Here is a 14,683-nt window from a genome sequence, read left to right as displayed (position 1 = left end):
AGTAGGAATGAAGAAACTACTTCGTGGTGTGGTAGTCATCGCGACTGCTGCTGGTGTTGGCTATGTGGTCTACAAAGAGGTACTCACGGACGAGGCCAAGCAGAATATTAAGAAGATGATGGAGACGGTTAAGACCTCCTACGAGCGCATAAACGAGGTTATTAACTCGGTGAGAGGTGACGTTATGCCAGATGATGGACCTCTACCTAACGTCCAGACAACCATGCAGCAATGGAAAGACCTTGGATACTAGGGAATCTACGGAAGCGGTAGGAAGAGATAATTAAGAACATATGTTCTAATGTAGGGGAGACGATCACTATGAGTGACTGCCTCCCCTTCAAGTAAAGCGCTAAACGGCTTACAGCTCCTGCATACGCTGCCTAAGCTGACCGCATGCGGCGTCGATGTCAGCGCCGTGGGAGTTTCTGATGGTAGCCTCCACACCAACGGAAGCCAGACGAGCAACAAACTCCTCGGCTCGCTCAGGGCTAGCGGGTTTGAGCTTTGAGCCGGGAACCTCGTTGAGCTGAATGATGTTTACGTGCGCCAGGGTGCCACGGCAGAAGTCGCATAGGGCTCCAAGCTCGTCCTCGTTGTCGTTGACGCCCTGGATAAGCGCGTACTCGTAGGTGGGACGGCGTCCAGTCTTGTCAACATACTCGCCCATCACGTCATAGAGGTGGATGAGGGAGTACTTCTTGACACCAGGCATGAGGATGTTGCGCGTGCTCTGGTTGGCGGAGTGAAGCGAGACGGCGAGCGTAAACTGCTCGGGCTCATTGGCAAAACGCTTAATCATAGGGATAACGCCACACGTGGACACCGTAAGGTGACGTGCGCCAATGCCTGCTCCCTCAGGGGAGTTGAGGCGCCGCAGAGCGGCAAGCGTGGCGTCATAGTTCATCATGGGCTCGCCCTGCCCCATCATTACCACGCTGGTAACACGCGTGTTGAAGTCATCGCGCACATGCATGACCTGCTCGTAAATCTCACCAGCCGTCAGCGAGCGGGTAAGGCCCGAGGCGCCGGTTGCGCAGAACGCGCAGCCCATGGCACAACCTGCCTGAGTGGACACGCACACGGCAAGGCGGTTCTTCGAGGGCATGCCAACGCACTCAACGGCAACGCCATCAGGAAAACGAAGCAGGTACTTGCGGCTACCGTCTTGCGAGACCTGTCGTGCTACCTCCTCGACGCCTCCGAGCGTGACGTAGTCCGCAAGCTCGGCTCGCAGCGCCTTCGACAGGTTGGTCATCTGGTCGAGTGAGGTGGCGTTCTTGACCCATACCCAGTCCTCGATCTGCTTTGCACGGAACTTGGGCTGGCCCAGCTCTGCGAGAAGGGTCTCAAGCTGGCCGCGCGTACAGTTTCTTAGGTCGAGCTTCTCGTTGTTTCGGTTGACGTCTTCCGTCTGCATTTCTGGCCCCTTGCCCTTGTCGTATGGTGTGGTGGAGTATCCTCTTTGGGTTACTGTCTCCGTGTGAGTTGAGTCTACCGCACGGCGGAGAGATGCGAGGGAGAGCACATGACAAGTCAGGACGTGTTGGGCCTCAAGGTTGTCGTTATCGCCGGCGGCTGGTCTGACGAGAAGAAAATTTCCCTGGACTCTGGGCGCGCGTGCCAGAAGGCGCTCACCGAGGCGGGTTTCAGGGGTGTTGACCTGCTCGATGCCGCAGATGGCGAGTTTGTGTCAAAGCTCGTTGCCGGCGGTTACGACGTGGCCTTTGTCGCCATGCACGGACACTACGGCGAGGATGGGTGCATCCAGGGCCTCCTCGAGATTCTGCACATGCCCTACACCTTCTCGGGTGTGCTTGGGAGCGCCGTGAGCACCGAGAAGGAGATTGCCAAGACCCTCTACCGCCAGGCTGGCATCCCCACGCCGCGCGGAACCGACGTTGCAGCTGGCACAAAGCTCACAGATGACGACACCGACCGCATCGTGGACGAGCTTGGGCTGCCGCTCTTTGTGAAGCCGGCAGCCAACGGCTCGAGCTTTGGCGTTACGCGCGTGACCAGCGCTTCTCAGCTTCGCGAGGCCGTCGAGCGGGCATCGGCCGGCGGAGACCGCGTTCTCATCGAGGAGTGCGTCACTGGCACCGAGATCACCGTTCCCGTGATTGGCAATGATGATCCAAAGGCTCTGCCCATTGTCGAGATCGTGACCGGTGCGGAGTTCTATAACCTCAAGGTGAAGTACGAGCCATCGTCGATGCACCACGTGATTCCCGCCCGTCTGGAGGCTGGCGTCTATGCCCTTGCCCAGGAGCTGGCCCTTCGTGCCCACCGCGCCCTTGGCTGCCTGGGTGCCTCGCGCAGCGACTTCATTGTGCGCAAGGACGGCACTCCGGTGATTCTCGAGACCAACACCATTCCTGGCATGACCGAGAACAGCCTCCTGCCCGATTCCGCCCGCCACGGTGGAATCGAGTTCCCCGAGCTCTGCAAGAAGTTCGTGGAGTATGCGCTTGAAGCTCATGGGAAGTCGGAGGCATAGCATGGCTCTTGCCGGTGCTGGCGAGCGAGACAAGAACATGGAACGAACTGCAGCCGCCCTCGAGCGGCTGCTTCTTCCTGGAACGCCCGAGGACATTCGTGCCAACTACCTAAGCCTTGCCGAGCGGGCCCACACCCATGGGTTTGACCTGCTTGAAGAGGACATCGTTGTGCTCGACACAGAGACTACGGGCCTCTCGTTCAAGGACTGTGAGCTCATAGAGATATCCGCCGCGCGGCTCTCTGGCCGTGAGGCGGTCGACCGCTTTGAGACCTTTGTCGATCCCGGCAGGCCGATTCCGCCAGAGATCCAGCGCCTTACGGGCATACGCGACATAGATGTCGCGGGCGCACCCAGCCCCGAGGAGGCCGTGCGCGCCCTGGCAGACTTTGTGGGCGGCTCCCCTGTGCTGGCACACAATGCGACCTTCGACCGCACCTTCATCGAGAGCGTACGCGGAGGCTCCGAGGTGTCTGACACCTGGATTGACACGCTTGCGCTCTCGCGCATCGCGCTTCCGCGCCTCTCGTCCCACCGACTCTCTGACATGGCAGAGGCGTTTGGCTGCGACTCGGTCACGCACCGCGCCGGCGACGACGTTGACGCGCTCTGTGGCATGTGGCGCATCATCCTGCTTGGGCTCTCTGACCTGCCAGCAGGGCTCCTGGGCAAGCTCTCCGAGATGCATCCCCAGGTAGAGTGGCCCTTTAGGCCCGTCATTGCGCACCTTGCCGTCGAGAGGGGCCCCGAGCCTTTCTCGCTCAAGGCACTGCGTCACGGGCTGGTCTCCCGCGAGGAGACGCGGCAGCGCGCAGACGCTGCCGAGAGCGATGGGCCGCTTGTCGCCCCAACCCCAGAGACCATTAGGGACGAGTTCACCGCGGGCGGCATAGTCGGACGCATGTACGAGAACTACGAGACGCGCCCAGAGCAGGTCTCGATGGCGCTCGAGGTACGAGACGCGCTTGCCACCTCGACACACCGGACAATAGAGGCGGGTACGGGTGTTGGAAAGTCCATTGCCTACCTGCTGCCAGAGGTCCTCTTTGCCCAGCGCAACAACGTGACCGTAGGCATTGCGACAAAGACCAACGCCCTTACCGACCAGCTTGTCTCCCACGAGCTGCCGGCACTTGCCCATGCGCTGCCAAAAGGGCTCACCTTCCACAGCCTGAAGGGCTACGAGCACTACCCGTGCCTGCACAGGCTCGACCGCGCTGCCGTGGAGGACCTGCCGCTTGAGCTGGCACGAAACGACGGCCGCTCGGACAACGCCATCGCGGGCGACATGCTTACGGCCATTGCCGTGACGTATGCGTTCGCCTGCCAGTCTCCTGACGGCGATCTGGACGCGCTGGGAATTCGCTGGCGGTACGTGCCGCGACAGATGCTCACGACCACTCCCAACGAGTGTCTGCGCACGCGTTGCCCGTACTTTCCCAACGAGTGCTTGGTCCATGGCGCGCGCCGCCGTGCTGCCAGCGGTGATGTGGTGGTGACCAACCACTCGCTGCTGCTTCGTAACGTTGCCGCCGAGGGAAAGATTCTGCCGCCCATTCGCCACTGGGTGGTCGACGAGGCCCACTCCTTCGAGGGTGAGGCCCGGCGCCAGTGGGCGCACGAGGTTTCCGGCGACGCTGCGCGTGCGGCATTTGAGCTGCTTGGCGGCACCAAGAGCGGCGCGCTGCACACGGTGATGACATCCGTCTCGGTGTCCAAGCTCGAAGGGGCCACGCTTGTGCAGGGGCTGCTCACCAAGACCGCGGCGTCCGTCTCGCGCGCGGCAGTTTCTACGGCCGACCTCTTCATGGCGGTGCACGAGCTCGGCACGCTTGCCAGAGGCGATGGCGGTTATGACATGGTGACCCTTTGGATTGATGATAAGGTCCGGGAGACGTCGCAGTGGGGTGCCGTTGCGGAGACTGGGTCTACTGCCGTGGCGCACCTGGATGAGGCGGCAAAGAACCTGGGTGAGGCCGAGGAGAAGCTTGCGGAGGTCGCGCCGCAGCTTGCCGCGGACCTCACGGAGTCCGGGCGCTTTGTGTCTGAGCTGCTCGAGAGCCTGCGCCTCATCCTGGGCGGAGAGGACCAGACGTACGTGTACTCCGCGGAGCTGTATCGCTCCAAGCGACGCATTGGCGCCGAGAAGCTCCTTGCCGAGAAGCTTGATGTGGGGGCAGACCTTGCCCAGAACTGGCTGCCCGAGATGAAGAGCGTGGTGTTCACCTCGGCAACCATGGCAGTGAGGGACGACTTCTCACACTTTGACCATGCGGTTGGTCTCGACCGGCTGCCCGCAAGTATGCACAAAGACGTGCGACTTGATTTAAGTTTTGATTACGATAAGAGCATGTCGGTCATTGTGACCAAAGATATGCCCGCGCCAAACGATAGTAATTACCTGGACGCACTTGTTGAGCTTCTCTACAGCGTGCATCGTTCTATGGATGGCTCGGTCCTCACGTTGTTCACAAATAGGCGTGACATGGAACGCGTGTACACTGCACTAGAGCCGCGCCTGACCAAGGTGGGGCTGGCGTTGGTGTGCCAGGAGCGTGGCTCCTCTCCGCGACGTCTGCGCCAGCAGTTTCTGGCTGAGAAGCGCACGTCGCTTCTCGCGCTACGCTCGTTCTGGGAGGGCTTTGATGCCACCGGTGACACGCTGAGGTGCGTGGTCATCCCCAAGCTGCCGTTTGCGAGTCCCAACGACCCCATCGTTCGCGAGCGCGACCTGCGCGAGGACCGCGCGTGGTGGCGCTACTCACTGCCCGAGGCGGTTATCTCGGTGAAGCAGGCTGCGGGGCGCCTTATCCGCACGTCGAGCGATCGGGGCGTGCTGGTGCTTGCGGACTCGCGCGTTGTTCAGAAGCGCTACGGCCGGGCGTTCACAGGTTCGCTACCCTCAAAGAGCGTGACCATGCTCGAGACCGAGAACGTGGGCCGCTACATAGAGATGTGGCGCTCGACGCACGAGCGATAGGCGCAGGCGCTACTGTTTTCCCAACTTGCGACGGGCATAGTCGACCGCGAGGGCATTGACCTCGCGGTCGATTGTGGATGCGGTGGCAGCGCAAGCCGCAATGCGCCGCGGCAGCCATTCGCCGCCGTAGTAGGGAATGCGCGCAAAGACCGCGGATCCCTCGTCGCGCTCTACGCGTAGACCTGGCCATGCGAGAAGCTCGAGGTAGCGCCTATCGCGAAAGAAGATGCGAACCTCCCGCTCGGTGCTGGCCCTCTGGGGCTCTGGGGGAAGCTCTTCTCCCGGCGCAATGAGCACATCCGTCATGCGGTCAAGGCGAAAGACGCGCTCGCCCTGGCGCGAGGGGTCGTAGGCGTCAAGGTACCAGACGCCATCTGCGTTGCGCAGCCCGCGCGGATCCACGTGCCGCCTCCGCGGAGCCTTGTCTGCAACGCCCTGGTACGAGAAGTCGAGCATGCCGAGCTGAGCTATGGCCTTGGAGCATTGAAGCAGCGCTTCGGCCGTGTGTGGATTGCCTGTCGTAGGGGTCTTCTCGCTGGATGTCGCCATTGCTCGGCCGTTGGTGGGGTGCTGAGAAGAGAGCGATGCCGCGATCTTCTGGCGTAGGGGCGCGTTTGCGGGGATTTCCATTTGGTCGAGGGCCGCCCTAACGGCGACGGTCTCTGACCTGGTGAGACGAAGCCTTCTCGCGTGGCTGCCAGAGCTACCCTCGAGCGTGAGGCGGCCGCTGTCCTGGCCTTCGGAGAGAGGGAGAATCGCTGCGCCCTCGCCTCCCGCGGCAAGGATGAGATCCATGCGATGACGGGCGTCCTGCTCGCTGATTCCCAGACGGCCGGCTATGGTCTTCACGTCCAAGCTGTCGCCTGTGTGGTCGAGCGACGAGATGATGGCAACAAGCTCACGGGCCTCTTGCAGACCTCCCTTGCGACCAGCGCCCTGCCTGCGACTAGCCATATGCAACGACCCCCTTGAGCTTGGAGCGCCAGGCAGAGACGAGCTCTGCCGGTGCGATGGGCGTGGCGTCCTCCGCGATGGCCCACGATGCCGCATCCTCAACGCTGCTTATCTCTACGCGCCAAAGGAGGGATGCGGGAGAGTGGCCATTATCCGCATTGGCTTTGGTACCAGAGGTGCCATCTGGTTCGAAGAGCGTACCCTTGCCTAGTGTGACCTGGGAAAACTCATGTGCCGACTCTGCCGGTATGGCAAACACCCCCTCGCACGTGACTGGCCCGAGCTGGAACGGCAGCTTCTGCCAGTCACGAACGTCGAAGTCCTCCGGAATCTCGAAGGACAGCCCCGCATCCCTAGAAGCCCGACGGACGCGGTCGATGCGATACGTGTGGGCGGAGCCCTTGACGGCGATGCCTCTCTCGTCGATAGACGGTGCCACCATATAGAGATGACCGCGCATGCCAAAGAAGCCATAGGGAGCAACTAGGCGCTGGACCGTTGTCCCATCGGCGCGTACGTAGTCTATCTGCGCGGCCTGCCCGGAGAGGTTGCACTCCTGAAGGGTCGCAAGCTGCCTGCTGGGAATCCTCTCCTCGACAGGTAGAGATACTGATACGGGGTAGTCGAAGGCATCGTCGATCTTCGAGAGCGCTATGCGAAGCTCGGCGCCGTAGGGGAAGTCCGGATCGTCGACAAGCGGGAGACAGGCAACGTCAAGCGCCATGGCATCCTCGTCCGAGAGCTCGGTGCTCTCGACAAACGAAGCACTATCCACGCGCCAGAGCGCTTCTTGGCCTTCGGCACGGCTCACCATGATGCCGCATTCGGCGAGCGCAGCCCTATCCCGCCGAAAGGCAGTGCGATATGAGTCTGGCTTGGTGAGGTCCGGATAGAACGAGTGCCAGATGGTGTCATCGCTTATGGTGTCCGAGCTCATGAAGGCGAGTGCGAGCGAGGCAATCCTCGTTGCCTGCTCGTCATCCTTCGAAAGCGCCGAATAGCCTTCTCGTTCGTCCAACCCAGTCCTCCCGCTTCTACTTTGGCGGCCCACGTAGACGCGTGGCCCATGCCGTTGCGTGTGCGCCATCACGTTTAGACGATAGTCGAAAGGAGGGAACCCGGCGAGTTGTGCGCGCGGAGAAATATGCAGGACCCGAGCACCATGATGAACGGTGCCGCATGTGGTCTCGTTGTGGGGGAATTGCCGTGCAGACGACCGTCCAGGGGGTGCCGGGGTGATATCGCTGTCCCTCAAGACGTATACTCAATACCGCATATGCGCATTCTCGCGACCTAAACGGCTGCGTGACCAGCGGAGGACGTACAGCATGGCCATGACACATGATTATTTGGACTACCTGGAGGACCAGATTGGCATCTCCCCTGCGAACAGCCAGGAGGAGCTCCAGGCGGCTCAGACTATTGCGGACCTCATGAAGAAGCATGACGTCGACGTCAACGTCGAGGAGTTCGATGCTCCCGGCAGCGGGCGCTTCGTGCGGTGCGTGCTTCTCGTGCTGATGTTTGTGGGGGTCATCCTCTCGGGCACGGGCATCTCTGCCCTGGGAGTCGTTTTGGCACTGGTGCCAGGTGTTCTGCTCATCCTCGATGGCCTTGGAATCGGCGGGGACTTCCTCTCCAAGCTTGGTCCCACGGCACGCAGCCAGAACGTGGTTGCCGTGCACCATGCGACGGGCGAGCTGGTTGCCAAGGGAAACAGGCCAATAGTCGTTGTTGCCCACTATGATTCTCCGCATGACAGCTTCCTGTACGGAAGCCCCCTCTCCCGTTACGTTCCCATGCTTCGCAAGGCGCTTAAGTGGCTTGTCCCAGCAGTCACCCTCTGTGCGCTGTTCCAAGCGTTCTCCTTCCTGCCCGCACCCCTTCGCTCGGTTCTTTGGGTTGCAGGCGTCCTGCTCGCCATTCCGCCCGTAGCTTTTGGCGCGGATGGCATCTATCAGAAGTTCTCCACCTGCTCGCTGGGTTCTAACGACAACAAGTCCTCGGTAGCGGCACTTCTTGGCGTCCTCGAGAACGTTCGACCCTCTGGCGAGAAGCCCGTCTCCCAGCGTGCCATCGAGAGGGAGCAGCGCGAGAAGGAGGCCGCCCAGGCCGAAGAGGCTGCACAAGCTGATGCTGCACAGGCAGCAGGGGCTGCAGAGACCTCTGCCGCCGCTGCACCCGCACCTCAGTCCGAGGAGGTCGTTGGCATCCGTCATGGCAAGGACGTCATTGCCGCCCTGGGCATCCTTCCTGCCGACTGCGAGATTGAGTACGTCGACTCCTCCAAGAGCATGAGGTCTTCCTCGATCGACGCCGACCAGACTACCGAGCTGCCCGGTAGTCCTGTGCGCACCGGTGAGCGCATCGACGCCCAGACTCAGGTCGGGGCTGCGGATTCTACCGAGAGCCTTCCCAGGCCATCGGTCTCTCACGTAGCGGATGCAAGCACCGAGCCCGTTGCCACCCCCATGGGCGGCGCGGACTCCACCGCTGCCGCACCAGCTCCCGCCGAGGCCCCCGCAGATGCCGATGCAACTGCCTCCGTGCCCGAGAAGACCCACTTCTTTGACCGCAAGAAGCTTGCGAGCATGCTTGACCGCTTTGAGGGACATGGCGTTGGCGAGAAGGACGACTCCGGCCTTACCACTACGCCTGACGATGATCTTGGATCCACGCGCCCCGCCGCCCCGACTCCGCGCAAGCGTCCCGAGAAGCCCGATGATCCCAACTGGGGAAGGTCGAGCTTCAAGCCGCAGGTCTCTGACGTGGCACGTCGCGCAGCCCTCTTTGACCTTCCTGACCCCTCTGAGCTGTCTGACCCCCTTGCGTCCGATTCCGATGCAACCCAGCTCGCGCCAGCCCACCCAGCTGCGACTCCTTCCCGGAGGAGCATGGGGAACCTGCTGAGCGACGCAGACGCCAGAAACGCCCAGCGCATTCGCGGCGGTGCCACCGAGGCGGACGTGCCTGTGATTACCCCTGGCACCACTGCCGAGGCGCCAGCACAAAACGTTGCCAGTGGCGAGCAGGACGGGCTGGACGTCATTAGCGCGGATGACCTGGGGGTGCAGGAGGAAGCGCCTGAGCAGCCCGCCGCGAAGCATCGCTTCAGCCTGTTTAACCGCAACAAGGACAAGGGTGCGCGCTCTCATGGCCAGAACCAGCGAGGCAGCTGGCTGAGCGAGGATCCCGAGAACTGGGACGAGAGCTCTGACTCTGATCCCTGGAAGGGTGGTGCCACCACGAGAAGTGGCCTGCGCCTTGTCGAGGACGCCCCCTCCGAGGCGCCAGGGTCTCCTCTTGAGAGCAATCAGGCCGGCACCGCGCCACTCTCTGACGTCTCCGCTGAGCGCGGCGCTGACGATGAGCCTCCTGTTGATGCACCCTCTGACGTTCCCACCGAGGATGACCTTCGCGCCGCCGTGCTCCATATGGGTGACGACGAGCTTGCCTGCCATGACATCTGGTTTGTCGCCCTTGGCGCTTCCGACCTTGATCATGCTGGCATGCACTCCTTCCTCTCTGAGCATCGGTCTGCAATTCGCGGCGCGTTTCTCGTGAACTTGGACTGCGTGGGTGCTGGTAACCTCTCGCTTCTGACGCACGAGGGCTTTGAGCCCACCCGCCGCGCAGACAGGAGGCTCCTCAGGCTCCTCACCGGAACGGCCTCTGACCTCAACGTGGATCTCAAGACCCAGGCGTTCGACTGGACGGACACCGACGCCTCCGTTGCCATGCGTACGTCCGTCCGCGCCGTCACGGTTATGGGTCTGGACGACAACGGGCTGCCTGCACTCTCGCGCACCGAGCAGGACGCGCCGGAGAATGTTGACGGAGACCAAGCCGCTTCTGTTGCCGAGCTGGTCACGGAGATGATTCGCCGCTCGTAGCTGTGTGTATGCCGCCTTTCAAGTAAGCTTGCGTGCCCAAGGGGGCCGGCCAGCGCCGGCCCCCTTACGCTCTCGCTACGCATCCGCACCTACCCATACCGGGAGGCAGCCTTCCTTCTCAGCTCTTCTTCCTGCGCCAGAGCGCAAGGATGATTCCGGCGCATCCGAGTGCCGCGCAGGCCCCGATGGCAACTCGAGCCGTCGTGTCTCCCGTTTGAGGGATGCCACCTGCTTCTCGCTGGCTTTCGCTGCTGGGACGCCAGGATTGCGTCTCTCCCGAGGGGGCCTCACCGCGGTAGTCCACGGTCTGACTTGGCGCATTCAGGTCCTTGTGAGATGCAACTTCCTGTCCGTCGCGATAGAGGGTCTCGAAGACGACCACCTCCTTGCCCTCGACAGACGACCCCGCAACCTCAAATGGCATCGCAACGGTGTCATCTGTCTCTGTGGGGACAAACTGCTGCGTTACCTCGACAGGGTTGCCACTTGCATCGAGGATTTGTTCGCCTCTCTCGGCATCCATAAGCGTTCCGCGAAGTTTGTAGTCTGTACCGGGAGCAAGCCCCTCAAAGGCCACAACGTCCACGATGCCGGTGCTCTCCTGGACCTCGCCCTCATGCCTGCCGGTCTTCTCGTCAGTTGCCGTTGTTTGTATTGAGGGTGCCGGCTCCTCGTGGTTATCAATGGTGCCCAGGTCAAGAATCGCATTGTGCCGCGATTGGGAGAACTCGGCGGTGAGCTCGAAGGAGACGAGTTCGTGCCCTTGGTTGGCGTCGGATCGCAGCTCCCGTACCTCGTAGCGGTCGTACGGAAGCGCCGCGAGACCCTCGATGGCTTTGTCATTGGCATTGGCGTCTCCACCAAACCACACGCCGCTTGAGGCGTCGAGCTTTGAGGAGTCTATCTGGGGCTCCGCTGCGCCTGTGCCTTCCTCGCTCAGAGCAGCGTCATTTGCGTTCGTGCGCTTCTCGAGGGGGTATACGGACGAGTCAAAGATGCCGTTCTCGTCCGTTACCACAACGTGCCGTTCCCCCGTGGTAAGGCTGGTGACAAGAAATGCGACGTTGACCATGGGCTTCTGGGAGCCCTCATCACGCTTCACAAGACGTATGTCCGTACGCACGACCTGGTCGTGTGCCGCATCCTCGGGCTTCGTAAGGTCCACGATCTTCCCGTCCTGCTCCACTTGGAACGTTGCAGACCAGAGCCTTGCCTCGCTGTCCAAGAGGTATCCTGCCGGTGCTGCGGTCTCTCGAATGGTATAGGTACCATACGGAAGTGCGTCTGTGCTGGTAGATGCAGTGCCGCTTTCGTCTGTGGTCAGCGTGAGGGCAACTTCACCCGGGTTAATCGTGGCACCGCCGACAAGAACGGGATGTGAGGAGTCGTTGGTCACCGCAAACGTGGCGCCCGCAAGCGTGGCGGAGCCAAGTGGGATGCTGCCCAGAGTCTCTCGATCAACCTTGCCAACGCGAACTCCTCCACGGATGACCTGGTCGTTGACGGGATCTTGAGCCGAGACCACGGTTCCTTCCTCGGTAATGCTCACCTCTGCCTTCCAGGTTTGGTTGAGCAGGTATCCCTTTGGTGCCGCGACCTCGCGCACTGAGTAGCTGCCATAGGGCAGCTGGTTGGCCATTGTCGTTGCGTGGCCCTGAGCGTCGGTCATAAGATCGATGCCCGTGATAACCTCTCCTGGTGCGTAGGCGATTCCAGAAATGACCACGGGACGCTTGGACTCGTTGGTTATCTGGAAGTGCGCTCCCTCAAGAGACGCGTCTCCTTGGGGGTCAGATGTCGCAAGCTCGTGGTCGATCTTATCGAGGTAGAGCCCTCCGGAGACGGGTGTGTCAGGAAGCTGGACGGTCTCCTCGCCCTCGTCGTGAAGCAAGATCGTCTTGGTCCACTGCTCGTTGAGAAGGTAACCCTCGGGAGCCTTTGTCTCCCGGAGGACGTACGTGCCATAGGGGAGCTGGATGATGGGAAACTTACCCTCAGCGTTGGCGGCGAGCGTGCATACCACTTCTCCCGGAGCAATGGCCATGTCGTTGTAGACCACGTCCCCCTCGGAAGCGTTGGTAATGCTTACCTCGGTTCCCTCGAAGGTGGCATCTCCCTGCGGGCCATCTGAGCCCAGGTTGATATCCACCTTAACCACGGGAGGCGTGTGGGGCCTTTCGACGGTCTCGTCTACGGTGCCGGCATCGGCCGGGTCCTTCGACCCGGTAACCGTAGCAACGCCCACCCAGCTAGAGTTGAGCTCGTAGCCCTCCGGCGGCTGGACTTCTCGCAGCTCGTAGGTGCCGTAGGGAAGAACGCTCCCACTTGTTGCCGTACCGCTGGCATCCGTCACCAGCTCAAGGTCAGAGATGACCTCACCAACGGCGTAGGTGACGTTGTCCACGCATACGGTGTGGTCAGAGACGTTGCGCACCTGGAAGCGCGCTCCAGCCAGGGTGGCATCGCCCTGTGCCACGCCCTCCCTGAGCTGGTGGTCTATCTTGCCCACGCGTATCGATCCGAGAAGGATCTCGTCGTTTATACCTCTGCCCTGTACGTCTTTCACGGCGCTGGTGTTGTTCCACCCGTCGAGGGCCTTCCAGACGGCGGTTCCGTTCTCGAGCGTAACGATGGCAACGTGCGTGGACGTGTCCGTGAGCGCGTAGCCCTCGGGGGCCTTGGTCTCTGTGATGCCATAGGTACCCAAGGGGAAGACCGTCTCGCCTCTCGAATTGGCAAAGAGCGGGTCTCCAGACACGAGCTGGGAGTTGCTGTAGGCTGCTATGCCAGCCTCGTCAGTTGCAAAGACCCAGGTACGAAGTGGATTACCAGATAGCTCTCCGATGGTGTTCCCATAGTAGGAGACGGTGAACTGCGCCCCCGCCAGCGAAGCGTTACCTTGCGGCACCCCTCCCGTCTTGCCGTCGAGCTTCTGCACGAGGGCGGCGTGCGGTGCGCTTGCCGGTACCTCATCAACGGGCGAACCCTTTACCTGCGTTGTTGTGCCCGCGCTCACAGAGACGGGATAGACCTGCTTGTCAAGCAGGTAGCCCTTCGAGGGATATATCTCGCGAACGTAGTAGCTGCCCGTTGGTACGCTTGCGAAGGTGGCGTGTCCACTCTCGTCCGTTGTCGCAGACTGCGCCAGCTGTGTGCACTGCTCGTCTGAGTAGAGGCCGTATTGCGCGCCTTGGAGCGAATAGCTGCCATTGCCATCTGTGATCGACTTGTTAGCCGACTGTTTGCCAAGCTCCACCTGGCCGTTTGCTGGCCCCATGGGGAACAGCACCCAGCAGGACGGATAGCACTTGGGTGAGATGGCGGAAATCTGGTTTCCGTTGATGAGCGAGTCTCCGGAGCCTATACCGTTTGACCGATGTGCGGAGTGCCAGAAGAGGTCCTCCCCGGAAGCGTTGCCCCAGAAGAATCCTACGTGGTCATCGGCGGTGTTGCCGTAGGCGTCCTTCCCGGCCTGAAGCACGGACGAGTACGGAACCGCGCAGATGATGTCTCCCTTCTGAAGCAGACCCGATGCCAGCAACTCCTCCTTGGAGTCGAACGTGTACGAGACTACGTCGTTGTTGCTGCAAACGGCAAACCAGTTGAGCAGCGACGTCCAGGTCCCTCGATGGACATTTGTGTTCACAAAGGTCTGGTACGGCGTGCCACCCACCTTGTTGAGGACATAGGCGACAAAACCGTTGCACTGCATGCCCGGAGAATAAGCGCCTGGATCGCCGTTGGGCCGGGGCATGTTGCCCGTCTCCTGGACTCCCTTGTAGGGGGTTCCCAGATAGTAGCTGTCATGCTCGTGTGTGGAGAGCTCGTCCACAACCTGTTGCCGCGTGACGCCGAGAAGGTCGCTAATGTATCTACTGCCGTCTGGGTTGTGCAGGTACCCAATGTTTTTGTTGCCTGCGGCCGGCGACTGCGCCAGGGCAATGCCGTCTAGCGCGATGCCGCCGCCCATGAGCTGCTCGACGGCGAGAACGGCCGCCAGCGCAATTGCCAGGACCTCCTGCCACAGCGAGCGCCTCCCCGCGTGTCCTGGCCCCACGTGAGGGCCGCCCCGCAGCTTGTCTCCGCCAATCAGCCTCGAGCGCGGTGCGTCTCTCCTCACGTGAGCGCGCCGTTCGCCCTTTTCGATTTCTCGTGCCTGCTCTTGTCTCATACGTCCTCCCTTGCGTGTCGATGGGCTAAATCAGGGAGGCCAAGGCTACCGAGAGGGGCTTGCGCCAAATTGACCCCGGGCTGGCACCCAACGGTCCCGCAGCCGGCAGCTTTCTTTCAGGCTATGCATCTGAACAGGGAAAACGCTCGTGTCACGAAAGGGCTTTGGTTCGCCAAAACCCGTAG

Annotated in this window: 8 protein-coding genes; 4 read left to right on the top strand and 4 right to left on the bottom strand. The window is 61.6% G+C overall.

The window, feature by feature from the left end:
- Positions 1–7 precede the first annotated feature (7 nt).
- Positions 8–253, top strand: coding sequence for a hypothetical protein (locus tag NVS32_RS02960; protein WP_258498580.1), 246 nt, complete (start codon positions 8–10; stop codon positions 251–253).
- A gap of 108 nt (positions 254–361) precedes the next feature.
- Here the strand turns inward: NVS32_RS02960 and rlmN are convergent, their stop codons facing one another.
- Positions 362–1,420, bottom strand: a complete 1,059-nt coding sequence (gene rlmN / locus NVS32_RS02955; RefSeq protein ID WP_258498579.1) for a dual-specificity RNA methyltransferase RlmN — start codon at positions 1,418–1,420, stop codon at positions 362–364.
- A 108-nt stretch (positions 1,421–1,528) separates the two neighbouring features.
- Here rlmN and NVS32_RS02950 point away from each other — a divergent pair, with 108 nt between their 5' ends.
- Together NVS32_RS02950 and NVS32_RS02945 are read left to right on the top strand one after the other, a co-directional pair.
- On the top strand, positions 1,529–2,500 hold the full coding sequence (locus tag NVS32_RS02950; RefSeq protein ID WP_258498578.1) for a D-alanine--D-alanine ligase family protein: 972 nt from the start codon (positions 1,529–1,531) through the stop codon (positions 2,498–2,500).
- 1 nt (position 2,501) lies between these two features.
- The gene (locus NVS32_RS02945; RefSeq protein WP_258498577.1) at positions 2,502–5,480 is read left to right on the top strand and encodes a helicase C-terminal domain-containing protein; all 2,979 of its coding nucleotides are present in this window, start codon (positions 2,502–2,504) and stop codon (positions 5,478–5,480) included.
- A gap of 9 nt (positions 5,481–5,489) precedes the next feature.
- Here the strand turns inward: NVS32_RS02945 and NVS32_RS02940 are convergent, their stop codons facing one another.
- Both NVS32_RS02940 and NVS32_RS02935 read right to left on the bottom strand, forming a co-directional pair.
- The gene (locus tag NVS32_RS02940) at positions 5,490–6,434 is read right to left on the bottom strand and encodes a helix-turn-helix transcriptional regulator (protein WP_258498576.1); all 945 of its coding nucleotides are present in this window, start codon (positions 6,432–6,434) and stop codon (positions 5,490–5,492) included.
- Positions 6,427–7,452: a helix-turn-helix transcriptional regulator gene (locus NVS32_RS02935; RefSeq protein ID WP_258498575.1), complete on the bottom strand. Its 1,026-nt coding sequence runs from the start codon at positions 7,450–7,452 to the stop codon at positions 6,427–6,429. Before NVS32_RS02935 ends, NVS32_RS02940 begins: the two co-directional genes overlap by 8 nt.
- Positions 7,453–7,762: 310 nt before the next feature.
- Here NVS32_RS02935 and NVS32_RS02930 point away from each other — a divergent pair, with 310 nt between their 5' ends.
- Positions 7,763–10,327 (top strand): Aim21 family protein, encoded by a 2,565-nt coding sequence (locus NVS32_RS02930; RefSeq protein ID WP_258498574.1) that lies wholly within the window; start codon positions 7,763–7,765, stop codon positions 10,325–10,327.
- A gap of 118 nt (positions 10,328–10,445) precedes the next feature.
- On the opposite strand, the gene NVS32_RS02925 is transcribed toward NVS32_RS02930, so the two are convergent.
- Positions 10,446–14,498: a SpaA isopeptide-forming pilin-related protein gene (locus tag NVS32_RS02925; RefSeq protein ID WP_258498573.1), complete on the bottom strand. Its 4,053-nt coding sequence runs from the start codon at positions 14,496–14,498 to the stop codon at positions 10,446–10,448.
- Between the last annotated feature and the right edge of the window lie 185 nt (positions 14,499–14,683).

The organism is Tractidigestivibacter montrealensis (assembly GCF_024741235.1).
Classification (GTDB): Bacteria; Actinomycetota; Coriobacteriia; order Coriobacteriales; family Atopobiaceae; genus Tractidigestivibacter; species Tractidigestivibacter montrealensis.
This window is presented reverse-complemented; position numbering and strand designations above follow the sequence as displayed.

Bases quoted from the DNA above. Each gene is read 5' to 3' on its own strand.
- NVS32_RS02950 (WP_258498578.1), top strand. From the start codon at position 1,529: ATGACAAGTCAGGACGTGTTGGGCCTCAAGGTTGTCGTTATCGCCGGC.
- NVS32_RS02960 (WP_258498580.1), top strand. From the start codon at position 8: ATGAAGAAACTACTTCGTGGTGTGGTAGTCATCGCGACTGCTGCTGGT.
- NVS32_RS02925 (WP_258498573.1), bottom strand. From the start codon at position 14,498: ATGAGACAAGAGCAGGCACGAGAAATCGAAAAGGGCGAACGGCGCGCT.
- NVS32_RS02930 (WP_258498574.1), top strand. From the start codon at position 7,763: ATGGCCATGACACATGATTATTTGGACTACCTGGAGGACCAGATTGGC.
- NVS32_RS02940 (WP_258498576.1), bottom strand. From the start codon at position 6,434: ATGGCTAGTCGCAGGCAGGGCGCTGGTCGCAAGGGAGGTCTGCAAGAG.
- NVS32_RS02945 (WP_258498577.1), top strand. From the start codon at position 2,502: ATGGCTCTTGCCGGTGCTGGCGAGCGAGACAAGAACATGGAACGAACT.
- rlmN (WP_258498579.1), bottom strand. From the start codon at position 1,420: ATGCAGACGGAAGACGTCAACCGAAACAACGAGAAGCTCGACCTAAGA.